Annotated in this window: 32 protein-coding genes and 1 tRNA gene; 10 read left to right on the top strand and 23 right to left on the bottom strand. The window is 57.2% G+C overall.

All coding sequences use genetic code 11. The annotated features are described in order from the left end of the window. Nucleotides 1-110 precede the first annotated feature (110 nt). Entirely contained in the window at nt 111-710 is a 600-nt protein-coding gene (locus ACP0GE_RS17910) for a superoxide dismutase (RefSeq protein ID WP_424833266.1), read from the bottom strand. A gap of 100 nt (nt 711-810) precedes the next feature. Here ACP0GE_RS17910 and ACP0GE_RS17905 point away from each other — a divergent pair, with 100 nt between their 5' ends. After that, entirely contained in the window at nt 811-1,572 is a 762-nt protein-coding gene (locus ACP0GE_RS17905) for an FkbM family methyltransferase (RefSeq protein WP_424833265.1), read from the top strand. Nucleotides 1,573-1,635: 63 nt separating this feature from the next. Here ACP0GE_RS17905 and ACP0GE_RS17900 read toward each other — a convergent pair whose 3' ends face one another. From ACP0GE_RS17900 to ACP0GE_RS17870, 7 genes are all read right to left on the bottom strand, one after another. Continuing rightward, nucleotides 1,636-2,082 carry a hypothetical protein gene (locus tag ACP0GE_RS17900; protein WP_424833264.1) on the bottom strand — a complete coding sequence of 149 codons (447 nt, stop codon included), beginning with the start codon at nt 2,080-2,082 and terminating at the stop codon, nt 1,636-1,638. 7 nt (nt 2,083-2,089) lie between these two features. Then, nucleotides 2,090-2,581, bottom strand: a complete 492-nt coding sequence (locus ACP0GE_RS17895; RefSeq protein WP_424833263.1) for a hypothetical protein — start codon at nt 2,579-2,581, stop codon at nt 2,090-2,092. A 9-nt stretch (nt 2,582-2,590) separates the two neighbouring features. Continuing rightward, complete coding sequence (locus ACP0GE_RS17890; protein WP_424833262.1) at nt 2,591-3,070, bottom strand: hypothetical protein; 480 nt, start codon at nt 3,068-3,070, stop codon at nt 2,591-2,593. Between the two features lie 234 nt (nt 3,071-3,304). Then, nucleotides 3,305-3,871, bottom strand: coding sequence for a sarcosine oxidase subunit gamma (locus ACP0GE_RS17885; RefSeq protein ID WP_424833261.1), 567 nt, complete (start codon nt 3,869-3,871; stop codon nt 3,305-3,307). After that, entirely contained in the window at nt 3,864-6,878 is a 3,015-nt protein-coding gene (locus ACP0GE_RS17880) for a sarcosine oxidase subunit alpha family protein (RefSeq protein ID WP_424833260.1), read from the bottom strand. The genes ACP0GE_RS17885 and ACP0GE_RS17880 overlap by 8 nt, the downstream gene beginning before the upstream one ends. A 67-nt stretch (nt 6,879-6,945) precedes the next feature. Further along, nucleotides 6,946-7,275 carry a sarcosine oxidase subunit delta gene (locus ACP0GE_RS17875; protein WP_424833259.1) on the bottom strand — a complete coding sequence of 110 codons (330 nt, stop codon included), beginning with the start codon at nt 7,273-7,275 and terminating at the stop codon, nt 6,946-6,948. A gap of 75 nt (nt 7,276-7,350) precedes the next feature. Beyond that, nucleotides 7,351-8,595 carry a sarcosine oxidase subunit beta family protein gene (locus tag ACP0GE_RS17870; protein WP_424833258.1) on the bottom strand — a complete coding sequence of 415 codons (1,245 nt, stop codon included), beginning with the start codon at nt 8,593-8,595 and terminating at the stop codon, nt 7,351-7,353. Between the two features lie 176 nt (nt 8,596-8,771). Between ACP0GE_RS17870 and ccmI the strand changes: the two genes are divergently transcribed. From ccmI to ACP0GE_RS17855, 3 genes are read left to right on the top strand one after another with little or no spacing between them, the layout of a single operon-like run. Continuing rightward, nucleotides 8,772-9,992, top strand: a complete 1,221-nt coding sequence (gene ccmI / locus ACP0GE_RS17865; RefSeq protein WP_424833257.1) for a c-type cytochrome biogenesis protein CcmI — start codon at nt 8,772-8,774, stop codon at nt 9,990-9,992. Then, nucleotides 9,989-10,453 (top strand): Holliday junction resolvase RuvX, encoded by a 465-nt coding sequence (ruvX, locus tag ACP0GE_RS17860; RefSeq protein WP_424833256.1) that lies wholly within the window; start codon nt 9,989-9,991, stop codon nt 10,451-10,453. Before ccmI ends, ruvX begins: the two co-directional genes overlap by 4 nt. Nucleotides 10,454-10,470: 17 nt before the next feature. Beyond that, nucleotides 10,471-10,704, top strand: a complete 234-nt coding sequence (locus tag ACP0GE_RS17855) for a DUF1289 domain-containing protein (protein WP_424833255.1) — start codon at nt 10,471-10,473, stop codon at nt 10,702-10,704. Between the two features lie 13 nt (nt 10,705-10,717). Here ACP0GE_RS17855 and ACP0GE_RS17850 read toward each other — a convergent pair whose 3' ends face one another. From ACP0GE_RS17850 to ACP0GE_RS17820, 7 genes are all read right to left on the bottom strand, one after another. Continuing rightward, the gene (locus ACP0GE_RS17850) at nt 10,718-10,927 is read right to left on the bottom strand and encodes a hypothetical protein (RefSeq protein ID WP_424833254.1); all 210 of its coding nucleotides are present in this window, start codon (nt 10,925-10,927) and stop codon (nt 10,718-10,720) included. A 278-nt stretch (nt 10,928-11,205) separates the two neighbouring features. After that, nucleotides 11,206-11,934 (bottom strand): STAS/SEC14 domain-containing protein, encoded by a 729-nt coding sequence (locus tag ACP0GE_RS17845; protein ID WP_424833253.1) that lies wholly within the window; start codon nt 11,932-11,934, stop codon nt 11,206-11,208. Between the two features lie 36 nt (nt 11,935-11,970). Further along, nucleotides 11,971-12,756, bottom strand: coding sequence for a hypothetical protein (locus ACP0GE_RS17840; RefSeq protein ID WP_424833252.1), 786 nt, complete (start codon nt 12,754-12,756; stop codon nt 11,971-11,973). Further along, nucleotides 12,750-13,574: a sulfite exporter TauE/SafE family protein gene (locus ACP0GE_RS17835; RefSeq protein ID WP_424833251.1), complete on the bottom strand. Its 825-nt coding sequence runs from the start codon at nt 13,572-13,574 to the stop codon at nt 12,750-12,752. The genes ACP0GE_RS17840 and ACP0GE_RS17835 overlap by 7 nt, the downstream gene beginning before the upstream one ends. A gap of 28 nt (nt 13,575-13,602) precedes the next feature. Beyond that, the gene (dusA, locus tag ACP0GE_RS17830; protein WP_424833250.1) at nt 13,603-14,622 is read right to left on the bottom strand and encodes a tRNA dihydrouridine(20/20a) synthase DusA; all 1,020 of its coding nucleotides are present in this window, start codon (nt 14,620-14,622) and stop codon (nt 13,603-13,605) included. 88 nt (nt 14,623-14,710) lie between these two features. Continuing rightward, a tRNA-His gene (locus ACP0GE_RS17825) sits at nt 14,711-14,787 on the bottom strand. A 47-nt stretch (nt 14,788-14,834) separates the two neighbouring features. After that, entirely contained in the window at nt 14,835-15,317 is a 483-nt protein-coding gene (locus ACP0GE_RS17820; protein ID WP_424833249.1) for a GNAT family N-acetyltransferase, read from the bottom strand. Nucleotides 15,318-15,395: 78 nt separating this feature from the next. On the opposite strand from ACP0GE_RS17820, the gene ACP0GE_RS17815 reads away from it, so the two are divergent. Then, entirely contained in the window at nt 15,396-15,584 is a 189-nt protein-coding gene (locus tag ACP0GE_RS17815; protein ID WP_424833248.1) for a DUF6324 family protein, read from the top strand. Between the two features lie 2 nt (nt 15,585-15,586). Here ACP0GE_RS17815 and ACP0GE_RS17810 read toward each other — a convergent pair whose 3' ends face one another. Further along, nucleotides 15,587-16,018 carry an MmcB family DNA repair protein gene (locus ACP0GE_RS17810; RefSeq protein ID WP_424833247.1) on the bottom strand — a complete coding sequence of 144 codons (432 nt, stop codon included), beginning with the start codon at nt 16,016-16,018 and terminating at the stop codon, nt 15,587-15,589. 114 nt (nt 16,019-16,132) lie between these two features. On the opposite strand from ACP0GE_RS17810, the gene ACP0GE_RS17805 reads away from it, so the two are divergent. Together ACP0GE_RS17805 and ACP0GE_RS17800 are read left to right on the top strand one after the other, a co-directional pair. Continuing rightward, nucleotides 16,133-16,456 carry an ArsR/SmtB family transcription factor gene (locus ACP0GE_RS17805; protein WP_424833246.1) on the top strand — a complete coding sequence of 108 codons (324 nt, stop codon included), beginning with the start codon at nt 16,133-16,135 and terminating at the stop codon, nt 16,454-16,456. Beyond that, nucleotides 16,449-16,874: an SRPBCC family protein gene (locus ACP0GE_RS17800; protein ID WP_424833245.1), complete on the top strand. Its 426-nt coding sequence runs from the start codon at nt 16,449-16,451 to the stop codon at nt 16,872-16,874. Before ACP0GE_RS17805 ends, ACP0GE_RS17800 begins: the two co-directional genes overlap by 8 nt. A 249-nt stretch (nt 16,875-17,123) precedes the next feature. On the opposite strand, the gene ACP0GE_RS17795 is transcribed toward ACP0GE_RS17800, so the two are convergent. The 6 genes from ACP0GE_RS17795 to ribB form a co-directional block, all read right to left on the bottom strand. After that, nucleotides 17,124-18,515 carry a PIG-L family deacetylase gene (locus ACP0GE_RS17795; protein ID WP_424833244.1) on the bottom strand — a complete coding sequence of 464 codons (1,392 nt, stop codon included), beginning with the start codon at nt 18,513-18,515 and terminating at the stop codon, nt 17,124-17,126. 108 nt (nt 18,516-18,623) lie between these two features. Further along, nucleotides 18,624-19,418: a hypothetical protein gene (locus ACP0GE_RS17790; protein ID WP_424833243.1), complete on the bottom strand. Its 795-nt coding sequence runs from the start codon at nt 19,416-19,418 to the stop codon at nt 18,624-18,626. A gap of 236 nt (nt 19,419-19,654) precedes the next feature. Continuing rightward, entirely contained in the window at nt 19,655-19,957 is a 303-nt protein-coding gene (locus ACP0GE_RS17785; protein ID WP_424833242.1) for a hypothetical protein, read from the bottom strand. 59 nt (nt 19,958-20,016) lie between these two features. After that, nucleotides 20,017-20,499 (bottom strand): transcription antitermination factor NusB, encoded by a 483-nt coding sequence (gene nusB, locus ACP0GE_RS17780; RefSeq protein WP_424833241.1) that lies wholly within the window; start codon nt 20,497-20,499, stop codon nt 20,017-20,019. Then, complete coding sequence (locus tag ACP0GE_RS17775) at nt 20,496-21,047, bottom strand: 6,7-dimethyl-8-ribityllumazine synthase (protein ID WP_424833240.1); 552 nt, start codon at nt 21,045-21,047, stop codon at nt 20,496-20,498. Before ACP0GE_RS17775 ends, nusB begins: the two co-directional genes overlap by 4 nt. Nucleotides 21,048-21,050: 3 nt before the next feature. Continuing rightward, nucleotides 21,051-22,172: a 3,4-dihydroxy-2-butanone-4-phosphate synthase gene (gene ribB, locus ACP0GE_RS17770; protein WP_424833239.1), complete on the bottom strand. Its 1,122-nt coding sequence runs from the start codon at nt 22,170-22,172 to the stop codon at nt 21,051-21,053. Between the two features lie 279 nt (nt 22,173-22,451). Here ribB and ACP0GE_RS17765 point away from each other — a divergent pair, with 279 nt between their 5' ends. After that, on the top strand, nt 22,452-23,507 hold the full coding sequence (locus ACP0GE_RS17765) for a phosphatase PAP2 family protein (RefSeq protein ID WP_424833238.1): 1,056 nt from the start codon (nt 22,452-22,454) through the stop codon (nt 23,505-23,507). A gap of 3 nt (nt 23,508-23,510) precedes the next feature. Here the strand turns inward: ACP0GE_RS17765 and ACP0GE_RS17760 are convergent, their stop codons facing one another. Continuing rightward, nucleotides 23,511-24,098 (bottom strand): riboflavin synthase, encoded by a 588-nt coding sequence (locus ACP0GE_RS17760; protein ID WP_424833237.1) that lies wholly within the window; start codon nt 24,096-24,098, stop codon nt 23,511-23,513. 128 nt (nt 24,099-24,226) lie between these two features. On the opposite strand from ACP0GE_RS17760, the gene ACP0GE_RS17755 reads away from it, so the two are divergent. Next, nucleotides 24,227-25,525: a capsule biosynthesis protein gene (locus ACP0GE_RS17755; protein WP_424833236.1), complete on the top strand. Its 1,299-nt coding sequence runs from the start codon at nt 24,227-24,229 to the stop codon at nt 25,523-25,525. 92 nt (nt 25,526-25,617) lie between these two features. Beyond that, nucleotides 25,618-26,751 carry a polysaccharide biosynthesis/export family protein gene (locus tag ACP0GE_RS17750; RefSeq protein ID WP_424833235.1) on the top strand — a complete coding sequence of 378 codons (1,134 nt, stop codon included), beginning with the start codon at nt 25,618-25,620 and terminating at the stop codon, nt 26,749-26,751. Nucleotides 26,752-26,754 lie beyond the last annotated feature (3 nt).

The following is a 26,754-nucleotide window of genomic DNA, read 5'->3' as shown; positions in this document are numbered from 1 at the left end:
AATGGGTCTCAAAGTGAAATCTGATTTATCGGCAGGTTTCCACTGCTCACAAAAAAGCCCGCCAGCATCAAAGCTGGCGGGCTATTCATAATCCGATATTGGTGACTGACTTACATCCGCGAGGCGACGTTTTCCCAGTTCACCAGATTGTCGAGGAAGTTCGACAGATAAGCCGGACGCTTGTTGCGGAAGTCGATGTAGTACGAGTGCTCCCAAACATCGCAACCCAACAGCGCGGTCTGACCAAAGCACAGCGGGTTCACGCCGTTTTCCGTCTTGGTCACGGTCAGCGAGCCGTCTGCGTTCTTGACCAGCCACGCCCAGCCCGAGCCGAACTGACCGGCACCAGCGGCTGCAAACTGATCCTTGAACTCCGAAACACGGCCAAAGTTCTCAATCAATGCATTCTCCAGTTCGGACGGCATCTTGTTGTCGCCGGGGCCCATCATCTCCCAGAACTGGTTGTGGTTCCAAAGCTGGCTGATGTTGTTGAAGATACCGTTCTGCGCGACGGCGTTTGCGTCGTAGGTGCCAACGATGATCTCTTCCAGCGACTTGCCGTCCCACTCGGTGCCAGCAATCAGCTTGTTGCCGTTATCGACATAGGCTTTGTGGTGCAGATCGTGGTGATATTCCAACGTTTCCGCGGACATGCCCTTGGCTGCCAGCGCGTCATGTGCATAAGGAAGATCAGGAAGTTCAAAAGCCATCTCGGCCCCCTGTTGAAATGAATGTTGCGGTTCCAAGGGTTAAATGCTTTGGCTGCCGCCTCAGGTCAAGGGCAGAGATCACAAAACCCGGAGGTCCGCGATGCTGACACAGGCGCGCAAGATGTTTTACCGCGCCCGCGGGTATTATGCAGGCAGCCTGAACGGCGAGCCTTTCCGCCTTGATCCCTACCATTCGAAATTCTGGCGTAAAGCATCCTCGGGCGTGTGGGAGCCGGAAACCTTCGCGGTGCTGGACAAATACTTAACGCCGGAAAGCGATTACCTGGATATCGGCGCGTGGATCGGCCCAACCGTCCTGTACGGAGCCCGCCGAGCGCGGCAGGTCTGGTGTTTCGAACCCGACCCCACGGCCTTTCGTCATCTGGCCTGGAACCTGGACCTGAACGACATCCGCAACGTTTCAGCCTTTGGCGTGGCCCTGTCGGACAAGTTTGGTGTCGCCCGCATGGCTTCGGTTCGCGGCGAACCCGGAGATTCCACCAGTTCCCTACTGCATGATGGAGCGCATGGCAGTGATGCCCTGACGATTGCATGGGATCAGTTCGAGGCTGCAAATGACCTATCACAGGTCTCACTGGTCAAAATGGATATCGAGGGTGCCGAGTTCTTTGTGCTGCCGGCACTTTTGCCATGGTTGGAAAAGGTTCGCCCGGTTCTTTACCTATCTCTGCACGCCCCTTTGCTTTCCGAAGCCCAGCGACGCGCAGAAACAGCTAATCTTTTGGAAAGATTGTCTTTCTTTTCAGAGATCTACGATGAAACCGGCGCTTCTCTGGACCTTCAACAGCTTCTTTCTGAACCAGAATTGAAGCGCTACCGAACCATCCTGCTTCGGGCCTGAATGGGCGGTGGTGCAAAGGAAAAGCGCATTAACGAGCGCTGTTCCTAAACTCACTTCTGAACTCTAGAACAGGTTCGGTCCCTTGACTTGTGTACAATGTCCGACACCGCTCGGCCGGTTTGTAACATTGTCCATCGGGAAATTGGCCCGCATGGTGAACTTGTTACTATTGGGATCCAAAACGGCGGTGTAAGCAACCCGCAATTGTCGCGTGGTTGTGGACGACATTGTTACCCGCCACGACATTTGATATCCACCTTGGCGCTTATTCTTGAACTTTGCCTTCATCGGCGTTTGTTCGTCCCGACCTGCAATGTCGTTTGCGGACATGATTGCGCCGTCCAGCACACGGGCTTGTTTGTTTTCCGCATCCACGCTGAGCAATACCTTAGGCGGAATCCACCCTTGCGCCTGGATACTGTGCAGTTCACACTCATAGTTTCGAATTTCGGCGTTCGCAGCCGAAGCACATAGCCCACAAGCCAAGATAAGTGACAAAAGTCTCGTCATGTTGCACCTATTTATTTTTTGTATCCGAAATTTGTATGCAGCGGCCTTTCGCAAACCCATCCCGTGGAAGATATGAACTGCTAGAGGCTGATTTTGCGATTGCCTTCATTGTTTTCCGGTTCAGAAGTACCGAAAACTCGTGGTTCAACAGATCGATCGCATCAATGCGCGACTCGTTGGACGCATAACTATGTCCAGTATCAGAGTAAACGTAGTCTTGCCCGATCCACTCAATCGAAAGTTGTTTTGATGAATCTCTCTTGATCCGACCGGATCCCGGATTTGTGTCGATGTCTGGAATTTCGACTTCATGCAAAAGAACTGAACGACCGAACTCATCAACCGAAAACACCAATCGGGTTGGTGTCGGCTTGTTGACGATGCCCCGCCCAAATGTGCATTCAAAGCTCTCCTTGTACGTCTCCGAAGCTGCAGCAACAGGTATCATACCAAAACTGCAAACAATTGCTAAAAATGAGCATTTCATGAACTCACCCATGATGTCCTCTTACTTCAATGTTGAGATTGGTTGGCATGTACCTTGGGCGTTGCCGTATAGCGGAATACTTTCGCCCAGATCTTCAGATCGCACCGCAGCCTTCATCGTTCGTCGATTCAAAAAAAATGAGTATTCCACCGTTTGCAGGTCAACGGTTCTTGCGCTTGCTCCGTTTTGAGGAGCGCTAAGACCAGTTGCGCTGTACGTGTAGTCGCGGCCAAACCAAGAAAATGACAGCCGACGGATACTGTCGCTACTGATTATTCCATGCCCCCTCGTGGTATCGACTTTAGGGATATCAACCTCATGCAGCGATGCTGAGCGCCCAAATTCGTCCACCGAAAAAACCAATCGAACTGGCGTGGGCCTATTTGCGACGCCCCGCCCAAACGTACATTCGAAGCTTTCTTTGTATGTCTCGGAATACGCAGCCGTTGAACCTAGAAAAACAGCCGCGATAAAAGCAGCTAACCCATTTGGCAAATTCATAAATTTTTCCGTACGCTACTAGTCACTTGTTCTTTTCTGGGAATCTGTAACCGAACGAACCGGTACGCGCAACACGAGAACGCTGGCTGCCTGTTTCATTTATGGGTAGAGGGAACATCCGCGCCAAACACGAAACAATAACGCAAAAATATCAAAATTGTTGCCACTGTAAAATTAACAAATGGCCACCCTTTTCGGGGGTGGCCGTTATAGAACTCAGCTATGGGCGCAGCTTCAGTACACCCCAACCTCACTGCCCGGCTGCGCCGCAATTTTGAGCAACTTGAACACATAATCAGCCGCTGACCGAAAGCACACGACGCGGAAGGTCTGCTCGTCATCCATCCAGAACGCACCCGCCACCTGCGCCAGACGCGAGCGGCGGATCTGGCCGGGCTGGAAGGCTTCGCCAGACAGATCGACCGGTGCCAGTTTGCCCACAACTTCACGTGCGCTGGCACCCGAGATGCGGAATACCGCGCGTGCGTCCGAAACGTTGACAGCCAAAGCGTGCGTTCCACCAAGCGCGTTGTTCATCGCGGCCAGTTTGGCCTCGACCTCGGCATAGGGCACCAGCACCAGCAACTCGTCCGTCGACATCCAGCAGACGCCGGTGTCGCCATTGATAAAGACTTCGCGCTGACCGGGGACCTTCTGACCGGTAGCGTCCTTGACCGCCTTAGCCAGCACTTTGTCCGAAAAGTCTCCGCGCAGGGTGATCATGCCCTGAAGGCCGCATTCCTCGACCTTGGCGATGCCCTCATACGAGGCGTGGTTCAGTGCGCTGATGGGTTCAGACATTCTGCTTCTCCCCGTCTTTGTCAAAGAAGATCGAGTCCACGATCTTGGCTTTATAGGTTTTGCCATCGGTGCCCGGGAATTCGACGATCTCGCCCATACGGTCAGGCCCGTGCTTGATCAGGCCCATAGCGATCCCCTTGCCCAAGTTCGCCGAGTAGTATGTCGAGGTCACGCGACCGATCATGTTGCGCTGTCCGTTGGCGTTGACGCCCTCGCCCACTGCGTAAGCTCCATCGGGGATGACAGAACCATCCACAGTCTCCAGACCGACCAGTTTCCAGCGGTCAGGATCGGCCATATGAGTACGCGAATGGGCGCGTTTGCCGAGGTAGTCCTCTTTCTTCTTGGACAGTGCCCAATGCAGTCCCAGATCCTGCGGGATCACAGTGCCGTCGGTTTCGTCGCCGATCATGATAAAGCCCTTTTCGGCACGCAGGATGTGCAGACATTCGGTGCCGTAAGGCATCACGCCGAATTCTTTACCCGCCTCCATCAGCGTATCCCAGAATGCCTGACCCTGGGATGCCGGTACCGCGATTTCATAGGACAGCTCACCTGAAAATGAGATGCGGTAAGCGCGGCAGTCGAACTCGCCAATCTTGCCATCGCGCCACTCCATGAACGGCAACGCCTCACGGCTGACATCCATGCCGCCCAGCTTTTCCAGCACCTTGCGCGCGTTGGGGCCGACGACGGCGACCTGAGCGTATTGCTCGGTCACGTTGGCGACATAGACTTTCCAGTCCCACCATTCGGTTTGCAGCCATTCTTCCAAATGGCCGTGGATACGCTCCGCTCCGCCGGTGGTTGTATGACAAAGCCATGTATCCTCATCGATGCGAGCGACAACACCGTCGTCGATCAGGAAGCCGTTTTCAGAACACATCAGGCCATAGCGGCATTTGCCAACCTTCAGCGTGGACATCATGTTAGTATACATCATGTCCAGGAACTTGCCCGCATCCGGGCCCTTGACGATCAGCTTGCCGAGTGTCGAGGCATCCAGCAGGCCGAGGTTCTCACGGGTGTTCTTCACCTCGCGGTTCACCGCGTCATGCACGGATTCGCCGGGGCGGACATAGGCATAGGTCCGGCGCCACTGGCCGACCGGTTCCCAATCGGCGCCGTTCTTGTCGTGCCAGTTATGCATCGGCGTTTGGCGGATTGGCTGGAACACCTCGCCCCGCGCCTCGCCTCCGATGGAAGCCAGCGAAATTGGTGTGTATGGCGGGCGGAATGTGGTCGTACCAACCTTCGGAATTTCTGATTCAAGAGCATCGGCAAGGATGGCCAAACCGTTGATGTTACTCAGCTTACCTTGATCCGTTGCCATACCAAGCGTGGTGTAGCGCTTGGTGTGTTCGACGCTTTCATATCCTTCGCGCGCAGCCAGCTGTACGTCCGAGACTTTGACGTCATTCTGGAAATCGAGCCAGGATTTCGCGCGTAGCTGAATTTCGGCGTTTGCGGGCATCAGCCAGACTGGTTCCATGGGGGCTTCGGCAGTGGTTTCACCAACCGGAGCCTTGGTACGCTTGGCCTTATGACCCGCGGCTTTCGCCGCCGCCTTACCGGCGGCATCGGCGTCGGCCAGAACCTCAGACAGCGCCAGCGGGCCATTCGAGCTCCCAGCGGCCAGAACGAAGCCTTCTCCATCAGCACCCAGCGGCGGACGTGCAGGATCAGGGCGGAAATGAGCGTTGGCCTCATCCCAGATCAGCTTGCCGCCGCAATGGGACCACATGTGAACGACCGGAGACCAGCCGCCCGACATAGCGACCGCGTCGGCTTCGACCTCTTCCCGCGCGCCGCCGATGCCCTCTTGATTGCAGATGGCAACTTTCTTGACGCGCTTGCCGCCTTTGACCTTGGCGATGGCTTTACCGGGATCGACACGGATCCCTAGCTGACGCGCCTCTTCGGCCAAGGGACCGGCCGTTGCACGCGCGTCGACCACGCGCAAAACATCCACACCCGCCTGCTTCAGAATGATCGCGGTGCGATAGGCATCGTCGTTATTCGTCGCAACGATTACGCGCTCACCCGGGGTCACACCCCAGTTCACAACATAATCGCGCACGGCCGAAGCCAACATCACGCCCGGCACATCGTTGCCCGCAAAGGACAGCGGACGTTCGATAGCCCCAGTCGCGGTGACGACCTGCTTGGCGCGGATGCGCCACAGACGATGGCGCGGGCCTTGGGTACCCGGTTTGTGGTCGGTCAGGCGTTCATATCCAAGCACATAGCCGTGGTCATAGACCCCCGCACCCATGCAACGGGCGCGCATCGTAACGTTGCTCATTGTTTCCAGTTCGGAAACTAATTGTTCCACGAACTTATCCACAGGTTCACCATTGATGGTTCCACCATCAACCGGCGCACGCCCGCCCCAATGCGCGGTCTGTTCCAGCAACATGACTTTCGCACCCGATTGAGCCGCAACTTTTGCAGCCTGCAGACCGGCTACACCGCCACCAATCACCAGAACATCAGTGAAGGCATAGAAGTGCTCGTAGGTGTCCGCATCACGGCTGTCTTTGTCAGGGGCTTTGCCTAAACCTGCGGATTGGCGAATGAAGGGCTCGTAGACGTGTTTCCAGAACGGTTTTGGGTGGATGAACGTCTTATAATAGAACCCCGCGGGCAGAAAGCGGGCCAACGCCGTGTTCACTGCGCCGATATCGAATTCCAGATTGGGCCAGTGATTCTGCGAGATCGAGTTCAGGCCGTTGAACAGTTCGGTCGTAGTGGCACGCTGGTTCGGCTCGAACCGGTTGCCCTGTCCCAGACCGACCAGCGCGTTCGGCTCTTCCGCGCCGCTGGCGACCACACCACGTGGGCGATGGTACTTGAACGACCGACCCATCATCATCTGATCGTTGGCCAACAGGGCCGAGGCAAGCGTGTCGCCCTCGTACCCCTGCATCGAGGTGCCGTTGAAGGTGAAGGTAACCTTTTTCGACCGATCAATCAGACGGCCTTGTTTTGCGAGGCGGGTGCTCATTGTGCGGACCTTTCGCAGGTGGAGGTGTCGGAGCCTCCGGCGGGAGTATTTTGGAAAAGATGAAGCATCAGGAGAGGTCTCTCCACGTCCATCCGGGCCGCTTGGCGGTGATGGCGTCCTTGATCTCTTGCGGCGGCTCGCTGGTCTGAGCTGTGTAGGTGCCGAAGACTTCGAGCGTTTGGGTGCAGCGCGCGGCGTGGAACCACTTGCCGCAGCCATTGGCGTGGCGCCAGCGTTCGAAATGCACACCCTTGGGGTTTTCGCGCATGAACAGGTAGTCGTGGAACTCTTCGTCCGATGAACTCGGGCCATAGCGCTTCAGATGCGCCTCGCCACCGGCGGCCAGTTCGGTTTCTTCGGCGTCAACGCCGCAATAGGGGCATTTCAGGATCAGCATGTGGTCATCCTTTTGGCGATCGGTCGGCGCGCGGGCCGATCAGAATTCTGTTCTTTGGCATCGTCGGGCAGCCCCTTAGTGCGCCACCCCGGCGGCGACGCTTTCGTCGATGAAGCGACCCTCTTTGAAGCGGTCCAGCGAGAATGCTTCGGTAAGTGGCGAATGCCCCGTGGCCATCAGTTGGGCCATGCCCCAGCCCGAGCCCGGAATGGCCTTGAAGCCACCGGTGCCCCATCCGCAGTTGATGAAGCAATTGCCCAGAGGTGTTGAAGACAGGATGGGCGAGCGGTCCCCGGTCATGTCTACGATCCCGCCCCATTGGCGCAGCATTTTCAGGCGTGAGATCATCGGGAAGGTTTCGACCAACGCCCGCACGGTTTCCTCGATATGATGGAACGACCCGCGCTGGGTGTAGTTGTTGAACCCGTCGGTACCCCCGCCGATCACCATCTCGCCTTTGTCGGATTGCGACATGTAGCCATGAACGGTGTTGGCCATCACCACCACATCCATGCAGGGTTTGATCGGTTCAGAAACCAAGGCCTGCAACGCAATGGCCTCAAGCGGCAGACGGAAGCCCGCCATCTCGGCCAACTGACCGGAATGCCCTGCGACCACGATACCCAGCTTGTCGCAATCAATAGGGCCTTTGGTGGTATCGACACCAACCACGCGCCCGTTGTCCGAGCGAACACCTGTGACTTCGCATTGCTGGATGATGTCCATCCCCATTGCCGAACACGCACGGGCATAGCCCCAGGCCACGGCATCGTGACGGGCAGTGCCTCCGCGCTCCTGCCACAGAGCGCCAAGAACCGGATAGCGCGGGCCGTCGATATTGATGATCGGCACCAGTTCCTTCACCCGCTCGGGGGTGATCCATTCAGTTTTCACACCCTGCAGGGCGTTGGCATGGGCCGTGCGCTGGTAGCCGCGAATCTCATGCTGAGTCTGGGCCAGCATCATCACGCCGCGTGGGCTGAACATCACGTTATAGTTCAGTTCCTGGCTGAGATCCTCGTAGAGGCCGCGTGCCTTTTCATAGATCGCCGCCGAAGGGTCCTGCAGATAGTTCGAGCGGATGATAGTGGTGTTCCGACCGGTGTTACCACCACCCAGCCAGCCCTTTTCGATGACGGCAACATTCTGAATACCGTAGTTCTTGCCAAGATAATACGCCGTCGCCAATCCGTGCCCCCCGGCGCCCACGATGATGACGTCATAACGCCTCTTGGGCTCAGGCGAACGCCAGGCGCGCTCCCATCCTGTATGATAGCGCAGCGCCTCACGCGCCACAGCAAAGGCTGAATAATGTCTCATGAGCGAATCCGTCCGGTCTTCGGTGGTTGGGCGCTGTATGCCGTGTGGCGACATTTTACCCGTGCCATTGTGCGCCGCAATAATGCACTATTGCGACATGTGTGCACCTCGCGGCTATTTGTCCCTTTTTTCATCGCGCTGTCAGGTCTAAGTCAGGGCAGGTTTTCGGAGGGTCCATGACGTTCTCGGTTCTTATCATTCTGATTGCTGTGGCAGTGACCGGATTTCTTGGTGTGTCGATGCTGCGCATCCGCCGTACTGACACGCCAACAGCAGCTTACGACCTCAACGTCTACCGCGAACAACTGGCCAGCGTTGATCGCGATCTGGCCCGCGGCGTGATTGGCGAGGCGGATGCCGAACGTGTCCGAACCGAGGTTTCACGCAGGATTTTGGCTGCAGATGCTCAGATGCGAGGTGAAAAGGACAGCGCAGGCCCTTCGCGCGGCGTAACCTGGACCGCGATGGTTGTTATGGCAGCCGTACTGATCGGTGGCGCGTTGTTGATGTATCGCCAGATGGGCGCCGCCGGCTTTCCGGATATGCCACTTTCTGCACGGTTGGAACTGGCTGAAGACCTGCGGGAAAATCGTCCGGCGCAGGCGGAGGCAGAAAGCCTGGCACAACAACCGCAGGTACCGGAACTTGACGAAAACTATGCAGCTTTGCTGACGCAGCTGCGCGAAGCCGTCGCGCAACGGCCAGACGACCTGCAAGGGCAGATGCTGCTGGCGCAGCACGAAACCAATGCCGGGAACTTCAGGGCGGGTTACGAAGCCCAGCAGCGTGTCCTTGAATTGACCGGAGACACTGCCTCGGCGGAAACCTATGCCGACCTGGGTGAAATGATGATCCTTGCTGCCGGTGGCTATGTTTCGCCCGAGGCTGAGGAGGCGCTGCGACAGGCGTTGGAGCGGGACCCGGCATATGGTCCCGCGAGATACTACTGGGGCCAGATGCTGGCACAAGTCGGGCGACCTGATCTGGCGTATAGGGTTTGGGTGGACACGTTACGCGACTCGCCTGCGGGGGCACCTTGGGTTCAGGCGATCCGGGGGCAAATCGACGATCTGGCTTTTCGCGCGGGTGTGTTCAACGCGCCCGACATGAGCGCCGCGCCTGGCCCTTCACAAGAGGATATGCAGGCCGCTACTGAGATGACGCCGGAAGAACGGCAAGAGATGATCCAAGGCATGGTGGATCAGTTGTCGGATCGCTTGGCAACCGAAGGTGGATCGCCCGACGAATGGGCGCGCCTGATCGCGGCGCTTGGCGTCCTGGGTCAGGCACAGCGCGCAATCGACATCCGCAACGAAGCCGAGGCCGTTTTTGCAGGCAACACCGAGGCCTTGCAGATCATCGACGCTGCCGCCCTTCAGGCCGGGATCGCCAAATGATCCATGACGCTTTTGAAGATTTTGTCGCCGCCTTGTCGCCGATGACTGCCCTGATGGGGCTGGATCTTGGCGAAAAGACCATCGGCGTCGCGGTCTCGGATCGCATGCGCACCGTGGCGAGCCCGCTTGAAACGGTACGCAGAAAGAAATTCACACTGGATTCCGCGCGTCTGATCGAAATTGTGACTGATCGTGAAATTGGCGGCCTTCTCCTGGGCCTGCCCCGAAATATGGACGGAACCGAAGGCCCCCGGTGCCAATCGACCCGAGCATTTGCCCGAAATATGATGCGCTTAACCGATTTGCCAATTGGATTCTGGGACGAACGCCTCAGCACGGTTGCTGCAGAAAAAGCACTGCTTGAGGCAGATACGACACGAAAACGTCGCGGACAGGTTATCGATCACGTTGCGGCGGGTTATATCCTACAAGGCGCGCTGGACAGGCTGCACTTTTTGTAACGGATCGGAAAACACTGATGACGAACATGGTTTGGAAACGGAACGAGGTCGAAAGCCCGTGTATCCAGATTTGCGTCGTCCACCCGACCGAACGTATCTGCACCGGCTGCTATCGCACCATTGATGAGATTTCACGCTGGTCCAAAATGGACAGTTCAGAACGTTCTGAAATCATGCAGGAATTGCCCGAACGAAAGCCCCGACTGGCCAAACGCCGCGGGGGTCGTGCCGCTCGTTTGAACGGATCGTAACCCACCGACCCTTCTATTCTTGGGTTTCCAGTGTCCGGACTTGGTTTTCCGGCTCACGGAGTGAGGCATGGGCGCGCAAATCAGCGCCGAACAATTCGACAAGTTCTGTCTGGCTGGTTTGTTTTGAACCGCACATGCGCGAAGCAGGTTTTAGATTGGCACGCAGTCTCGTGACCGATGGTCTTTCTGGTAGCAGCCGTTTCCAAATGGTCAAAAAAGTCATTTAAGTTCCAATAGCGCAGCGATATCGCGCGTCGCTGCGAGGTGTATCTGAACTCCGAGGGGGAGAAGAGTTCAGGTAGCGTGGGTTGAGTGAGTGGCCCCACAGCGACGCGAAACGGACTTAAAGCTCACCCCTACAATCAGGAGGCGAACGCGCGCCGTATGAAGTTTTTTGACCGGTTGATCAACAAAAACCTCACAAAAACCCCGTATTCCCTAACGTAAACCTTCGAAAACATGTGAAAACGGCCACATAGTCTGGCTATTTTTGGCTTGGGATCACCCTGCCGCCAGCCATCCTTTTGCGTTTTCGAATTCGTCCGACGGGAAATATTGGGTTCGGGTCCCCAAGACATGGCTCGCCATCCGCTGCGCCATCTTTTGCCAGGTTTGATCCCCGACAATCGCTGCACGGTCCAACATTCCGATATGCCCCGCTGCCAACCGGAAATGCGCAGCCATTGCGGTCAGACCCTGCCAGCCGTCGAACTCTCGCAAATCAATCAGCAAACGAAACCCGTCCCGATCATGCAATATTGCATCCAGATCGGTTTGCGCCTGGCGATACTCTTCTGAATCCACCTTTCCCATCAAACTGATTTGGACGCAGGGGCCACCCAGATCGGTGACATGAATCGCCCCAAGGGATTCGCGAATCCAACGTCTGGCTTCCTCTACCTCACTCATTGCAAACACGTGTACCGGGCACGGAAGGATAGGCGCAGCCAGCCGGATGCTGGTTTGCACCCAATTCTGATCGGCGACAACTCCGATACGATCAAATCCGCGCCAATGGCTGAGGCCCAGTTTGGTGTCCGACCAAGCAGCCCCCAGATCGTACCCTTTGAATTCAGGTGTCACGATTGCCAACAAGCGCACGGCGTCGTGATCCTGCAAAGCGGTCTCAATCGCGGGAACCAAAGTCGCCGCGTAGTCGGCGCTTGTCACTTCACCTGACAATTCGACCTCAATCAGGGCACCGTCTGAATTTGTATGGACCGTAATCATCGTAATTTTCTCCAAAACCACAAGAATGGCAGGAGGTTACGGGGATTCGAGCCATTCGGCCACACCGCCCGGGCACTCCGGTCGGAAATAGGCGATCATGCGCCCGTCGGGTCCGGCTGACGCGTTTGCCCCCCACGGTGCAACACCGTGCAGGCAGTGGCGGTGCAACAGATATGCTTCACCCGGACGGGCAGGCAATTCAAGACGTGGGCAGGTTTCAAAGACTTCGCGGCGGGCGGCTTGGTAAACACTCGTGACATCGGAACGCGCCATTTCTTGGGCCGGCACGCCCGAAAGAGCCTTTTGAAACGCTGCGCCCATAATCTTGTGGCTACCCTCCCACAAGACCATCGGGGCCGCGTCAGCGCTGGCTTCGGTCAGCGGAACACCCAAAATCCACGCGTGCGGCTCATCCACATGCCGCCGCCGGTCCGGTCCCGTAGGTTTTAGCCCATCCACATGAGCCGCGTCCCGCTTGGCCCGATACCGGGCCGCCGCGTCGGATTCGCCACGCCGGGGCTGCGGATACCCCGGATAAATGACAGAAATCTGCGCTTTGTGCAGATCAATGCCACCATAGGTTTGTGAAGCAAATTCAATCGCTTTCCCGGTTAACGGGGGCGAACCAGCCACCCTGCCCTGCGCATCATTGTCCAGAGCGTCCACACCGATGAACCAGGTTCCTTCACAATCATGCCAACCGGCATGTGCCGGATCGGTGACCGAGGCGCGCGCGGCAGGTAAAACCCGCGCGACCCACTCCGCTACAGCGGGATCGCGGGAAAACTTGACCCAACCCCGATCCCAAAAGATATCTACCATCCCAGCGCCTTACGCAGCATGTTCAGCGCCACAAGCGTCAGGAAGACAGCGAACACGCGTTTTAATGGTTTGGGGTCCATCGCATGGGCAAGTTTTACCCCCCAAGGCGCGGTGATCATTGTCATCGCAATGACCACGCCAAAGGCCACCAGATTGACTGCACCGATGGTCAGCGGAGGGCGGTGTTCCGGTGCAATGTTGAGGAACAAGAACCCCAGAACCGAAGGAACCGCTATGATCACGCCGAATCCGGCAGCCGTCGCAACAGCCCGGTGGATCGGCGTGTTGTATAGGCTCATCAATGGCACGCCAAAGCTGCCGCCTCCGATACCCATCAGCACAGACAGAAAGCCCACCGAAGGAGAGAGTGCGGCACGCTTCAATCCCTTAGGCATCGCATCGCCCAATCGCCATTCGGATCGACCGAACCCGAGATAGGCGCCAATCACCATGCCAAGAACTCCAAACAGAGCCTGCAGGAACTCTGTATGCAAAGCAGACGCCACCAGCACGCCAACAATCGCACCCACGGCAATGCCGGGGCCCCAGCCCCGCAATATCGCCCAATCGACCGCACCCTTTTTGTTGTGACTGAGCACTGATCGAACTGATGTCACAATGATCGTCGCCAGAGACGTCGCCAGACACAGCTGCATCAATTGCGGTCCGCCATATCCAAGGGTCTGAAAAGCATAGAAAAAGGCGGGGACCAGGACGATCCCTCCTCCAACCCCAAGCAATCCGGCAAGCACCCCGGCCAAAGCGCCGATCACCAGCAAAAGACCCAGCATCTGGGCCAGCAACATCGTCTCGGGCATTATCCCCCCAATTCGGCCCAGGGCCGTGTCAAACCGCGCGATCCACCTGCGATAGTGGTTCGATACAGGCCAGCGCCTGCAACAAAACCTCAGGCCCCGCATGATCACGCACTGCGCCCTCTGACAGCGTCCTGCGCCAACCCCGCGCGCCGGGTCGACCTGCAAAAAGGCCCAACATGTGACGGGCAATCTGGTGCAGCCGCCCTCCGCCAGCAATATGCCGGTCGATATAGGGCACCATTTTGTGAACCGTTTCCACAGGATCAACCGCCTGGCCAGCGCCAAAAATCTGCCGATCCGCATCGGCGAGAATATCGGCGGGCTGATGGTAAGCGGATCGCCCGATCATTGCCCCATCCAGCCCGGCCTCCAGATGAGCCCGCGCCTGATCCAGCGACGTGATCCCACCATTGATGGAGATGTGAAGATCAGGAAACGCAGCCTTCATTCGATGCACCAGATCATAATCCAGCGGCGGAATATCCCTGTTTTCTTTTGGGCTTAGCCCCTGCAACCACGCCTTGCGCGCATGAATGGTGACACGCTGACAACCGGCGGCACGTATCTGGTTCAGAAACTCAGGCAGCACCTCGTGCGGTTCCTGTTCATCGACGCCGATACGGCATTTCACCGTCACCTCAACCTCAACAGCACTGCGCATCGCTGCGACACAGTCGGCCACCCGCGCCGGGTCTTTCATCAGCACCGCGCCGAACGTTCCCGACTGAACCCGGTCGGACGGGCAACCGCAATTCAGGTTGATCTCATCATATCCGGCCTCGGCACCCAAAGCGGCAGCCTGCGCCAATTCCTCGGGGTCGGAGCCGCCAAGCTGCAATGCTACCGGGTGTTCGCCTGGGTCGTGATCCAACAGATGCAACGCCCCACCCCGCACCAGTGCCGGTGCTGTAACCATCTCGGTATAAAGCAGGGTTTCGACGCTAAGCAGTCGGTGGAAATAGCGACAATGCCGGTCGGTCCAATCCATCATCGGGGCAACCGACAACCGAGCGCTGTTGCGGATATCTTTGAATTTGGCTTCCGACATGCCTGACTGCGCCTTCAAGATGATGTTTGTGATCACTAGCGGATCGAAAGCCCGAACCCAATCAGATTTTCTTGTCACACCGGGAAGATGGTACCGCCTCCCTGGCTTGAACAGGGGACCTCTGGATCCACAATCCAGCGCTCTAACCAACTGAGCTAAGGCGGCACTCGTGAAGGGCGATGTACCGAACGCGTCAGGGGATTGCAAGAGGATTAAAGCTGAATTCTCCAGCTTTGTTCGACCAGATCGACACCGAAAGAACGCACTGGTTTGCTGCCTGTCAGCTGCCACCCCGAGGCGCGATAAAGCGCGCAAGCCGCAGCGTGGCTTTCATGCGTCCACAACTGCATATCCTTGTATCCCACATCACGCGCGAACCCCATGCAGGTATTCAGCAACCGCTTGCCCAGCCCCTGCCCGCGCGCTTCGGGCACCAGCAGGAAAAGGCGCAGTTTGGCCGTCTGCTCACCTTGTACCACGCAGAAAATACTGCCCAGCCGAGTACCCGCGCGTTCGGCGATCCAACCGCGCTCTCGTGTCGGATCATGATCCGACACAAAATCACTTAGAATTTGCTCAACCAACGCGCCGAAACTGTCGTCAAACCCCTCATCGCGAGCGTATGAAACACCGTGCAGATCGACCAGCCACTGGGCATCGTCTGCACGGAACTCTCTGATTTCGATCTCATCCATGCCCCATATGAACGCACAGGCGGCTTGATTCTCAACCCACTGCGCGCTAGCAGGAACGCTCAGTCCCCGGAGGCGCACATGGGCATCAATACTGAACGCGATATCGAAGCTAACCTGCAGATCGGTCCGACCGATCAGGGCATGGTGCGCCTGTTCATCGAGGGTGATGGCATCGAAATTCCAATGGATTTCGACCCCGAAGAGGCCGAGGAAATCGCCGAAGAGATTCGCGCCGCCGCTCAGGCTGCGCGGGCGGTCAAAGGTTAGGATCAGACCCGCGGGTCGCGCAACGCCTGTAGCCTGCGCGCGGCGTCCACTGCAAATTTCTGGATCATTTTCTTACGCCGTGCCGGTGCCAGTTTGCTTTCCGGTCCCATACGCAAGATTTCGGCGTCATAGGCATCGGCTATGATCAAACCTGTCTCGGGTGGCAGTAATTCAGTCGGAAACTCGGTGTCCACAGCCCAGAAAAACCGATCGCACCATTCCAGATACCCCTGCCATTTCGAGTCTGACTGATAGTCAGCCCGGCTGGATTTGCATTCGATCACCCATATCTCCCCCTTTGGCCCCAGCCCCATCACATCCACGCGCAATCCACGCGTGGGCACAAATTCCTCAATGGAAACATAGCCATGAGATAGAAGGTGCCGGGACACTCCGCGTGCAAGTTTCTGTCCGGGTTGCAGATCCAAGGTCATTTCCGGAATGTGAACAATTGGTGAACAAAAATCAAGTCCAACAGCAGCCTTGACATGATACCATTTGGTATCTTAATTAAATGATACCGAAAGGTATCGCAAATGAGGAAACTCATGAACCATCAAACTCAAAACGCGTTCCGCGCCCTTGCTGACCCGACACGCCGCGACATTGTTCGCATTCTGGCAGATCGGGACATGACCATCGGGCAGTTGACCGACCAGTTCGACATGACTCGCGCTGCGGTCAAAAAGCATCTGACGGTGTTGTCCGATGGCGGGCTGATAACGGTTGAGGCCAAAGGCCGCGAACGCATCAACCGACTGGAACCTGCGGGAATGTCCCCTGTTCTGGACTGGCTCAGCTATTTCGACCGGTTCTGGGATGACCGCCTTGCCAATCTGAAAGACGCAATTGAAAGGAAAAAGCATGACTGACGCTGTATTGCAAAAGACAATCTTCCTGCGCGCAGACCCCGAGACCGTCTGGGATTACCTCACCGAACCGGACCGTCTGGCCGAGTGGTTTCATAAACCCGAACGGCGGCTGGCGACCGGTCAAAAGCTTGAAATGTATGGCACAACCAGCGGAGACCTTTTGATCTGGGGCGAGGTGCGCGCCGCGCGTCGGCCGGAATATCTGGAATACACGTTCACAGTGAAACCCATGGGTGATGCCGTCAGCGTGGTCAAATGGACGTTGGAGCCGGTTGCAGGCGGCACGCGCCTTGGCCTGTTGCACGAAGGCCTGCCACAAGGGGCCGAGGCATTTGGCCTGATCCTTGCCTTGGACAACGGCTGGGACGAGCATTTCGGCAAGATGCGCACCGCCTTGCACGAAACTGTTGGCGCGTAACCCAAATACGAAACCCCTTGTGCGAACCCGTTTCAAGCCCTACTTAGGCGCTTGGCGGGTTCTGCCCTTCTCGTGACAGGCAGCATTCCGGTGGCCTTAAGCAATTCCGAGGGAGCTGGCTCTGTTCAGGTCCTGGCCTGATTACCTGGCGCCCACCTGTATTTACAGGTCCTCGGGAATCAAAGCCCCACGGTTGACTGGTGGTCCCGCCACATTTTCCTTTGCCGGACACGCGACAGGCGACGCGGTTCAGTCGTCCACCAGATCGGTCCAGCCAGAGGCATCAACGAACGCCTCGTCGCTGAGCGCAAAGTCATATCGCGCGCGACCGTCCCACTGAGGCAGGTATTCATCGAAAAGTCTGCCCTTCGTACCCTCATCCACGGGAACCAACAGATCGGCCTCTGGCATCCCGACACCAAAGTTCAACAGCCGCCCCTGCCAGCCTCGACCCACAGCGTTTTGTACTGCGTGATGCAGAAACACATGTTCTATGTGGCCATATTCGCCGCGCTCATTATGCGTAAGGATTACAGTCGGCTGGAGCTTTTGAATTGTTGCATGGACAGTTTCGGCCAGCGCGGAGAACAGCGGGTGCCGACGTAAGGGACGTTGAATAACCGGAAGTTCACCCCCACCCTTTTCTGGCATTTGAATAAAGCGCCTCAGCCGGGGGTGGTCCGCCTCGACCGCAAACGGGTATTGCAGGTATTCTGCCCCTAAATCCGCGCAAACGCGGGACAATGCAGCTTCGCGTGTTTCGGTGTCGCGGCGATTTGGGGCCGGTCGAAAGAAACAGGCCACCGTAATCTGGGACTTGCCCTTCAGGTGGGACAGCAGGGAACCAGCGAAAAGTGTTTCGTCATCCTGGTGTGCCGTGCAAACAAGAATCCGCTGTCCTTCCAGCGACCCCAAGTCAACCGGGCCGGATATGATCGACGGACCGATTTCCAACACTTCGTATGTTGGATGCGCAAAGTCGCGCAGCACCGGATCGTCAAGGGCCGTGGCCCTGCGTGCACGTTTCATTCGCGCAGAGCTTTCGCGGACATGGCCGTTTTTGTTGTCACCCTGCATCAGATAAGCCCGATCCGCCAGGCCGGGCCAGAGGGCGGCAAGTTCTTCAAACCGTGTGTTCTTTTGGGCGTCCAAATGCACAAAGTCGACAGGGCCAAACGGTTGTTCAGCCACAGCTTGCCGGATACCCCGGATGGCATCCGAACGGTAAAGCTTCACGCGATCCGGAAAACGGTGCCGAAACCATTCGAACGCGGCGGGCACAAAGACATCGACCGCAGGCCAGGACGGGCGAAGCCTTTGGCCCAGATCAACGCCGATGAACGTCAATGAGGGGTTGGAATGCAACGCCAGCAAAGCCGCATGCCCACCGGCGACTCCGACCTCGAGGAAACATTTGGACTGTTGCGCAAGATAGTGAATTGCAAGACGTTTCGCTTCCATATTGCTCGAGAATTCGTGGTCGGGAAAATCCTCCTGCATATGCGTGTAAAGCGCGTTGCCATTGATCGCGACAGGCTCTCCAACTGCCCTGAGCGATGCTGCGATAGCCGCGTTCAGATTGCCAAGGTCTTCCTGAAAGTCTTGAGACTCAAGAACCTGTTCATAGGTCGGAAACGTCACAATTCGCCCTTCTTGCTGTACATCCGTCACATCCCCGCCAACTGCCGAACAGGGGAAACATCGTCGACAGTGTGATGAAACCGGCGCGACCTTTCAGTTTTTTTGCGATCACTCACCATCTGCATTCCCCTGTCGATCAGCCATCTGCCGTCCAACCAACGGGATCACTTTCCGAATGGCGGCACGCTCCAGCCTCAACATCTCTTCGCAGTCGGGGTATTTGTCTTCGGCATCCGCGGCCAGATCATCAAACTGAAACGCCGGGCCCTGGCCACCCAGAAAACGTTCCGAAAGCCAATCAAGATCAGCCTTGGACGCTTCGACAATGTTTCGGCGCGTCTCAAGGTCATATACATCGTTGGACCGCCGCGTGTCCGGCGAGGCATCCGCGATCAATTGGCGGATCATGACCCTGACGTTGAATGGGGTGTGCTGCGCCACCTGCCCGATCTGTTCCGAGACAGCGCGTGACAGCGATTTGTTGGTCTCTCCGGTCAGAGCGTCATCATCGGAAAAAGGACCCATCCCAAGCTGGGCCCAGAAGTCCTGAACAACGTTACCCCCATCCAGCCTGGCGCGGTCAAAGGGGCGCACGCAGATCGCATCCTTTCCAAATGCGTTTTCAAATTCGGTCAAAATCGGCCTAAAGCGCAGCTGCTCTCCAAATCTGGTCAGGTATGCCATTGGGTCTGGTGCAATGCGGCCATTCTTTACTCTTTGCTTGTACATTGCCTCGGCATATGCGTCCGGACGGCGGATATAGACGACCACTCTGATATCCTCACCCAATCCTCTCAGCGTGTTGCCAATAGAGGCTGCGATGCCGGGCAAGAAAAACATCTCGCTGCTTAGAATTTTGACGCGCGCATCCGATTCCGAGATTTCGCTTTGCAGCGCAGGCAAGTCATCTGCCGGGTGTCGACCGGCAAAGACCCTAGCAAGGGGATTGTGCGCGATGCTTTTTCGTCCGGACCGAAGGTATCGGCATCCGGCGCTCTCTAACCTTTCCTGCCCTTTGAAAAGATAGTTTTGAATCGCAGTCGTACCCGTTTTGGGCGATCCGATATGGAGAACTAGCATGTGATCCGAGTCTCGATCCGCAAATGGTGGGAAGCAGATTCAACGAATCCCGGCAAAACTCAACGCTGTTTTTTGACGACCGCGACCGGAACTGGCGCTGAGTGCAAGACTGCCGAGCCGCCGCCTGAGTTCTTGTTGCTCTTTTCTGCCATGCTCATGATCGCATATGCGAACTGCACACCGGCGAAGACAATGCCGTTCATAAACCAGATCATCACAAGGGCGATCAATCCGATCTCAGAGGTCGTGATCAGATGAAGCAGATTGGCGACGTTAAAAGCCAGCAACACCCCGACAAACACCGCCGAAATGACAAATCCCCAAGCAACCTGAGTGATGTAAAGACGGATCAATTTGGGCATGGCGGACCTCATAACATGATGACAGTCAGCCTAGCCCATAATCGGGTCAGGTAAAGGCGTCAGAACGCCTCGGGCTGGGCCTCGCGCGCCATGTGGTCCAGCACGGCATTTACGAATTTCGGCTCTTTGCCTTCGGGGAAGAAAGCGCGCGCGACGTCGACGAATTCGGTAATGACCACTTTTGGCGGAGTGTCGCTTTGGGTCAGCTCGGCCCCTGCTGCACGAAACAGCGCCCGCAATGTCGGGTCGATGCGCGCAATCGGCCATTTCGCAACCAAAGCGCGGTCAGTCATCTGGTCGATCGGCGCCTGATAATTCACCGCATTGTCGACCAGCGACCGGAAGACGCTGATATCGCCGTCCGGCATTTCCTCGCCTTCATAGACAGCGCCGAACCGGTGATCCAGAAACTCATTCACGACGGCTTCGGTCGTCTGGCCCGATTGTTCCATCTGGAACAGCGCCTGCACGGCATAAAGGCGTGCGGCGGATTTCATCAGGCGTTTCTGGTTGGCCGGTTTCGGCGCGCTGGTCTTGGTCATGCTGTCGTGGGTCCGTTGCTGTCGCCCGCCACAAGGATGGACTCGGACGGCGGCTTGAAGCCCACGCCCTTTTTGGAAGAGCCCCACTTACGGCTGAGCGCGATCAGATGCAAGGCCGCAGCCGCCGCCCCGCCGCCTTTATTCATCTTTTCGGGATTGGCGCGAACTTCGGCCTGATCATCATTCTCGACGGTCAGGATGCCGTTGCCGATGCACAGCCCTTGCAAACCCATTAGTTGAATAGCACGGCTGGAGTCGTTGCAGACCGTTTCGTAATGCGTGGTCTCACCACGAATAACACAGCCCAGCGCAACATAGCCGTCGAAGTTGCATTGCCGGTCCGCCATTGCGATGGCGGTCGGGATTTCCAGCGCGCCGGGCACTTCAACCACCTCGCAAGTACCGCCCGCCGCCTCGATCTCGGCCTTAGCACCTGCGATCAGGTTGTCGGCAATCGCGCGGTAGAACGGGGCCGCAACGATCAGCAGCTTCACCGGCTTATCGAATGTCGGCCTCGGCAGAATGCCGTGTTTGTCCTGTTCAGCCATGATTCAGTCTTCCTTCAGGATCGAGCGGGTGCCGACGATGGACAGGCCAAAGGCGTCCAGCCCCAGATATACGGTTTCGGGCGAGTCGGTCAGCAAGACCAATTCCTGAATGCCCATCTTGGACAGGATCTGCGCCCCAAGGCCGGTCTGCTTGATTGTGCGGGGACCTTCATCCTCAGCTGCATAAAGCGAGTTGCGTGGTTGGCGAAACAGGCAGACCACACCACGGCCCTCTTCGGCGATCTTTTCCATCGCGCGGGGTAACTCTCGGGACGATTTCGGACCAAGGCCCAAAATGTCGGGCGCTTCGTGCAGCGCGTGGGTGCGGGTCAGGACTGGCTCGGGCGTGGTGATGTCGCCTTTGATCATGACAACGTGTTCGATACCGTGGGTCTGATCGGTGAAAATCCGCATCTCCCAGTCGCCGCCATATTCTGACGTGACGGTTTCACGAGAGGTCTCGACCACAAGGTTGTCATTGCGCGACCGGTAGGAAATCAGATCGCTGATCGTACCAATCTTCATGTCATGGGTTTTAGCAAACTCGACCAGATCGGGCAGACGCGCCATGGTGCCGTCCGCTTTCATGATCTCGCAAATCACACCTGAAGGGTTCAGACCGGCCAGGCGCGAGATGTCCACGGCGGCCTCGGTATGGCCCGCGCGAACCAGCACCCCACCCCGCTTGGCGCGCAATGGGAAGATGTGTCCAGGCGTTGCGATGTGGGCCATTGTGTTCTGTTCGTTGATCGCGGTTGCCACCGTCAACGCGCGGTCCGCGGCAGAGATACCGGTCGACACACCCTCACGCGCTTCGATGGATACGGTAAAGGCAGTCTCGTGGCGCGAAGAGTTGTTCACCGCCATCATCGGCAGGCCCAAATTTTCGATCCGTTCCGCCGTCATCGGCAGACAGATCAGACCGCGACCATGGGTGGCCATGAAATTGATCGCCTCGGCATCCGCAAATTCCGCCGGGATCACCAGATCGCCTTCGTTCTCGCGATCCTCGTGATCAACCAGAATATACATCCGGCCCTTACGCGCCTCGTCGATGATATCCTCAATCGGGCTGATCGCGTCGCGCAGCTGGGCCTCGACCGGTCCGGGGGTTTCAAAGCTCATGGGGCAGCCTTTCGCATGGCATCTTTGCCCGGCGGGATAGACCAACACGCGCGCAAAGACCAGTCCACATCTATTGTTGACGAACGGCCGCACCAAAATTTCGATCGGTCAGGCGGCCGGAAAACAGGGTCCGGTCACCCGCGACCAGAGTGTTTGTCACCAATCTAGTGGGCAGGGGTCGGGTCAATCGTCCACATATCGCCTTATTTCAGCCTTTCACACGCCCGAAAACGGAAACATTCTGCTTTAGAAAGCCGTAACGTTTCCTGGAACAAGATCGTGTTCAAGTCTTCCGAACTCCCGACATCCGGGCTTTTTCTGCCCGGCGTTTTGTGGCGTAACCGGCTGCTGGCTACTATCGCTGGCCTGCATCTGTGCTTTGGTATCGCGGTCAGCATTTACGTAGGCGCATCATTTTGGTCGGAAACCGCACTCAAAATCTGGGGCGTTACACGCATTTTGACGATCCTGATGCTCGCCAGCTTTTTTTCCTGGCGTTTTGCCTATGCCATTTTTGCCGTAAAGCCGAAGAAACCGATCCAATGGATGATAGCGGATACCCGAAGGCTACTTTCCGACCGTGACCGTCTTGCGGACACAATCACCGGCCTGGCCTGCGCTGTGGTGGTGATCGTAACCTTTTCCTACATCAAGGGCGAAATTCCTGCGATCAACCCATATACTTGGGATCCGATATTCGCCCAGTTGGATCGTCTGCTTCACGGTGGCCAGGATCCCTGGAGGTTGCTCTGGCCTGTGCTGGGGCACCCATACATCACCACTCTGCTAAACGTTGTGTATATTGCGTGGTTTGTCCTTTGCTACCTTGCGGTCTGCGTCGCTTGCATCGACCGGCGCGATCCGACCCGCAGCACTGTTTTTCTGGTTGCCTTTGCACTCTGCTGGGTGATCGGAGGTAACCTGCTGGCCATCATATTCGCCTCGGTCGGTCCTGTCTATTTTGACACTTTCGGGTTCGGAGATCAGTTTGTTCCGCTGGTTGACCTGCTGCATGCCTCACATGACATCAGCCCCGTCTGGGCCTTGGAAATTCATCAAATGCTGCTGGACGGCCACTTCAACGATGGACCCGTACGTGGAATTTCAGCAATGCCCAGCATGCACGTGGCGACAAGCGTGATGGTCGCGATCTATGGCTTTACCTACAAACGCTGGTTGGGGTGGGTTTTGACTGGTTTTGCCCTGTTGATAATGCTCGGGTCGGTCCAGCTAGCCTGGCACTACGCGGTCGACGGATATGCCGCTGCTGTTCTGGCCTTGGGCCTATGGTGGGTGGCCAAAACGCTGACAGCGCGTTTCGGCCCATCCACGTAAAGATCACGACATCTCGGCCAGCCGCGCCACGTAGCGGGCCAGAGTATCGATCTCAAGGTTGACGCGATCACCGACAGCCACCTCGCCCCAGGTCGTGACCTCTTTGGTGTGAGGGATGAAGTTGATCCCGAAATCGCAATCATCAACATCATTGACCGTCAGCGAGGTTCCATTCAGCGCCACCGACCCTTTTGGCGCGATGAACCGGGCCAGATCTTTGGGCGCACGCAATGTGACGCGGGTGCTGTCGCCCTCATCTTCGACGGCGACAACCTCGGCCACGCCATCCACATGGCCGGACACGATATGACCACCCAGTTCGTCCCCGACCTTGAGGGCGCGTTCCAGATTGATGCGCTTGCCAACTGTCCAGGAGCCCAGATTGGTTTTCGACACGGTCTCGGCGCTGATCTGCACGTCATACCAGTCATCGCCCAGTGCAATCACGGTCAGGCAGACCCCGTCGCTGGCGATGGACGCACCGATATCGATACTGGCAGTATCATAATCGGTGGCGATCCGCGCCCGCAGATCGCCCTGCTGGTCCAGTTCCGAGATAGTGCCGACATCGGTTACAATCCCTGTAAACATTCCATTAACCCTCTTGCGTCTAGGTTTCAGAGCCGAGGTAAGCCCAAGCGCGCTTACGGGCAAGCCCTGCCTTGCCCGGAACCCGTCAAACAGGCATAGTTTTTGGAATAAACACGAAATGAGCAGCCATGCCCCCTGTCCCTTCCGCATTTGACGCGCGCGTGTTCCTGTTTCTTCAGGGACCGCATGGCCCGTTCTTCAGTGCGCTGGGTCGCATGTTAGGTGCCACAGGCGCGCAGGTCTGGCGGGTTGGCTTTAACGCTGGGGATCAGGCGTTCTGGACAGACAGGTCAAGCTATATCCCGTATCAGGACCGCCCCGAGAACTGGCCCGATACATTGTCCCAATTGATCGCAGACAGGAAAATCACGGATATCGTGCTTTATGGCGACACCCGCCCTGTTCATGCTCAGGCCATCGAAATCGCCAAGCGCCAAGGGATCACTGTGCACGTGTTCGAAGAAGGGTATCTGCGCCCCTGGTGGATCACCTATGAACGTACAGGATCCAATGGCAATTCGCACCTGATGCAGATGAGTGTCGACCGTATGGCAGACGCCCTGTCAAACGCGGATGGGCCTGCGCCTCCACCGCCTTCGCATTGGGGGGATATGCGGCAACATATCTTCTACGGGGCGCTGTATCACTGGTTCGTCATGTTTCGAAATGGCCGATACCGCAATTTCCGCCGCCACCGGGAATTGCCTGTGTCCGAAGAGTTTCGGCTATATTTCAAACGCCTGGCGCTGATGCCGTTTCATCGCGCTCAGAGGGCTTGGGCCACCGCCAAGGTCCGTCGCGGAGGCTTTCCTTATCATCTGGTCCTGATGCAACTGGGGCATGACAGTTCCGTTCAGGCGCATTCGAGCTATCGCACAATGTCGGAATTCGTCGAGCAGATGATCGACGGCTTCGCCCGGGGCGCGCCGTCGCATCATCGATTGGTCCTGAAAGAACACCCGCTGGAAAACCATCGGGAACCATTGCGGCAACGGGTACGCAAGGCTGCCCGCGCCCACGGGATTGCGGATCGTATTCACTATGTGCCCGGTGGGAAACTGGCGCGGCTGCTGGATGATGCCAGCTCGGCCGTGACGATCAATTCTACTGCGGGGCAGCAGGTTTTGTGGCGCGGCATTCCGTTGCGCAGTTTCGGGCAATCCGTCTATGACAAAAGCGAATTCGTCTCGAAACAACCGGCCGAGGCGTTCTTTGCCAATCCTATCCCGCCAGACAACGACGCCTATCAAATCTATCGGCGGTTCCTGCTTGAGACCAGTCAGGTTCCGGGCGGGTTTTACTCGCGCCGAGGGCGGCGGCAATTGCTGCGGCGTGCCGTCGATATGATGTTGCGGGATCAGGATCCTTATCAGGCGATCCAAAATCGCAGCGCGACCGGGACGCCACAGTTGAAGATCGTTAAGTAACGTATGGAACCTGTTGCTGGAATTTACGCCGGGAAACGGGTAGCCTGCGCAAAACAACTAAAACACAACAAGACGACTGAGGACATTCGGCAGTGCAGCGATCTCGAAACCCATGGGTGCGGGCGGCGTCCCTTTTGGCTGTTTGCGGCCTGATTGCGGGCTGCCAGCTTCCGAAGTCCGGACCGAATAAATCCGAAATCCTGGCCGGTTCCGTCGAAGAAGGCGGCAATGCTTTTGTCGTCGAAGTTGACGACCGCGTGGCCAAGGCAACCTCGGTCGTTCCCAATTACGGTTTCTCGCAATCCTTCCGCAACGCCCAAAACGTGACAGCCGACACCGTGCGTCCTGGCGACGTTCTGGGTCTGACGATCTGGGAAAACGTCGACGATGGGTTGCTCACGACCGAAACCGGAGCCGCCACGGCGCTGGATGAAGTACAGGTCGACAGCGAAGGGTATATCTTCGTCCCCTATGCCGGGCGCATTCGCGCGGCCGGCAGCACGCCAGAGCAGTTGCGCAACCTGATCTCGGAAAAACTGGAAGAGCAGACACCCGACCCTCAGGTACAGGTGCGACGTGTGGCTGGTAACGGCTCGTCAGTGTCTTTGACAGGAACTGTTGGCGCACCGGGGATTTATCCGATTGAACAGCCGACCCGCACCTTGTCCGGGATGCTGGCAAATGCGGGGGGCGTATCGGTCGCAACCGACATCGCAATGGTTACCGTGATCCGCAACGGCAGCAAGGGCACGATCTGGTACGAGGATCTGTTCAGAAACCCGGCGACCGACATTGCCCTGCGCGGCGGGGATCGTATTCTGGTTGAAGAGGACAGCCGATCTTATATTGCACTGGGTGCGACTGGTGGTCAGTCCCGTGTTTCATTTGAAAGCCAGGATCTGTCGGCGTTGGAAGCACTGGCTCAGGTCGGCGGCTTGCAATCCCTGTCTTCGGACCCGACCGGCATTTTTGTGCTGCGCAAGGAACGTCAGGAGGTTGCCCGCAACGTGATGGGCCGCCCCGAGCTTCAGGGCGACCAGCGCATGATATATCTGCTGAACCTGACCGCCCCGAACGGGCTGTTCGTTGCCCGTGATTTTGTTATCCGTGACGACGACACGATCTATGTGACCGAAGCCCCCTATGCCCAATGGACCAAGTCGATCTCTTTAATCGCAGGCGGCCTGACCCCGGTTGCGAATGTGGCGACCCTGACGGGCGGTTGACGC

It is taken from the genome of Ruegeria sp. (assembly GCF_965243365.1).
Taxonomy (GTDB): Bacteria; Pseudomonadota; Alphaproteobacteria; order Rhodobacterales; family Rhodobacteraceae; genus Ruegeria.
Note: the sequence above shows the minus strand (reverse complement) of the source record. Positions and strands in the feature narration are given on the sequence as shown.

Excerpts from the sequence above, each read along its gene's own strand:
- ACP0GE_RS17910 (WP_424833266.1), bottom strand. The coding sequence starts at position 710 with ATGGCTTTTGAACTTCCTGATCTTCCTTATGCACATGACGCGCTGGCA.
- ACP0GE_RS17905 (WP_424833265.1), top strand. The coding sequence starts at position 811 with ATGCTGACACAGGCGCGCAAGATGTTTTACCGCGCCCGCGGGTATTAT.
- ACP0GE_RS17900 (WP_424833264.1), bottom strand. The coding sequence starts at position 2,082 with ATGACGAGACTTTTGTCACTTATCTTGGCTTGTGGGCTATGTGCTTCG.
- ACP0GE_RS17895 (WP_424833263.1), bottom strand. The coding sequence starts at position 2,581 with ATGGGTGAGTTCATGAAATGCTCATTTTTAGCAATTGTTTGCAGTTTT.
- ACP0GE_RS17890 (WP_424833262.1), bottom strand. The coding sequence starts at position 3,070 with ATGAATTTGCCAAATGGGTTAGCTGCTTTTATCGCGGCTGTTTTTCTA.
- ACP0GE_RS17885 (WP_424833261.1), bottom strand. The coding sequence starts at position 3,871 with ATGTCTGAACCCATCAGCGCACTGAACCACGCCTCGTATGAGGGCATC.
- ACP0GE_RS17880 (WP_424833260.1), bottom strand. The coding sequence starts at position 6,878 with ATGAGCACCCGCCTCGCAAAACAAGGCCGTCTGATTGATCGGTCGAAA.
- ACP0GE_RS17875 (WP_424833259.1), bottom strand. The coding sequence starts at position 7,275 with ATGCTGATCCTGAAATGCCCCTATTGCGGCGTTGACGCCGAAGAAACC.
- ACP0GE_RS17870 (WP_424833258.1), bottom strand. The coding sequence starts at position 8,595 with ATGAGACATTATTCAGCCTTTGCTGTGGCGCGTGAGGCGCTGCGCTAT.
- ccmI (WP_424833257.1), top strand. The coding sequence starts at position 8,772 with ATGACGTTCTCGGTTCTTATCATTCTGATTGCTGTGGCAGTGACCGGA.
- ruvX (WP_424833256.1), top strand. The coding sequence starts at position 9,989 with ATGATCCATGACGCTTTTGAAGATTTTGTCGCCGCCTTGTCGCCGATG.
- ACP0GE_RS17855 (WP_424833255.1), top strand. The coding sequence starts at position 10,471 with ATGACGAACATGGTTTGGAAACGGAACGAGGTCGAAAGCCCGTGTATC.
- ACP0GE_RS17850 (WP_424833254.1), bottom strand. The coding sequence starts at position 10,927 with ATGACTTTTTTGACCATTTGGAAACGGCTGCTACCAGAAAGACCATCG.
- ACP0GE_RS17845 (WP_424833253.1), bottom strand. The coding sequence starts at position 11,934 with ATGATTACGGTCCATACAAATTCAGACGGTGCCCTGATTGAGGTCGAA.
- ACP0GE_RS17840 (WP_424833252.1), bottom strand. The coding sequence starts at position 12,756 with ATGGTAGATATCTTTTGGGATCGGGGTTGGGTCAAGTTTTCCCGCGAT.
- ACP0GE_RS17835 (WP_424833251.1), bottom strand. The coding sequence starts at position 13,574 with ATGCCCGAGACGATGTTGCTGGCCCAGATGCTGGGTCTTTTGCTGGTG.
- dusA (WP_424833250.1), bottom strand. The coding sequence starts at position 14,622 with ATGTCGGAAGCCAAATTCAAAGATATCCGCAACAGCGCTCGGTTGTCG.
- ACP0GE_RS17820 (WP_424833249.1), bottom strand. The coding sequence starts at position 15,317 with ATGGATGAGATCGAAATCAGAGAGTTCCGTGCAGACGATGCCCAGTGG.
- ACP0GE_RS17815 (WP_424833248.1), top strand. The coding sequence starts at position 15,396 with ATGGGCATCAATACTGAACGCGATATCGAAGCTAACCTGCAGATCGGT.
- ACP0GE_RS17810 (WP_424833247.1), bottom strand. The coding sequence starts at position 16,018 with ATGACCTTGGATCTGCAACCCGGACAGAAACTTGCACGCGGAGTGTCC.
- ACP0GE_RS17805 (WP_424833246.1), top strand. The coding sequence starts at position 16,133 with ATGAACCATCAAACTCAAAACGCGTTCCGCGCCCTTGCTGACCCGACA.
- ACP0GE_RS17800 (WP_424833245.1), top strand. The coding sequence starts at position 16,449 with ATGACTGACGCTGTATTGCAAAAGACAATCTTCCTGCGCGCAGACCCC.
- ACP0GE_RS17785 (WP_424833242.1), bottom strand. The coding sequence starts at position 19,957 with ATGCCCAAATTGATCCGTCTTTACATCACTCAGGTTGCTTGGGGATTT.
- nusB (WP_424833241.1), bottom strand. The coding sequence starts at position 20,499 with ATGACCAAGACCAGCGCGCCGAAACCGGCCAACCAGAAACGCCTGATG.
- ACP0GE_RS17775 (WP_424833240.1), bottom strand. The coding sequence starts at position 21,047 with ATGGCTGAACAGGACAAACACGGCATTCTGCCGAGGCCGACATTCGAT.
- ribB (WP_424833239.1), bottom strand. The coding sequence starts at position 22,172 with ATGAGCTTTGAAACCCCCGGACCGGTCGAGGCCCAGCTGCGCGACGCG.
- ACP0GE_RS17760 (WP_424833237.1), bottom strand. The coding sequence starts at position 24,098 with ATGTTTACAGGGATTGTAACCGATGTCGGCACTATCTCGGAACTGGAC.
- ACP0GE_RS17755 (WP_424833236.1), top strand. The coding sequence starts at position 24,227 with ATGCCCCCTGTCCCTTCCGCATTTGACGCGCGCGTGTTCCTGTTTCTT.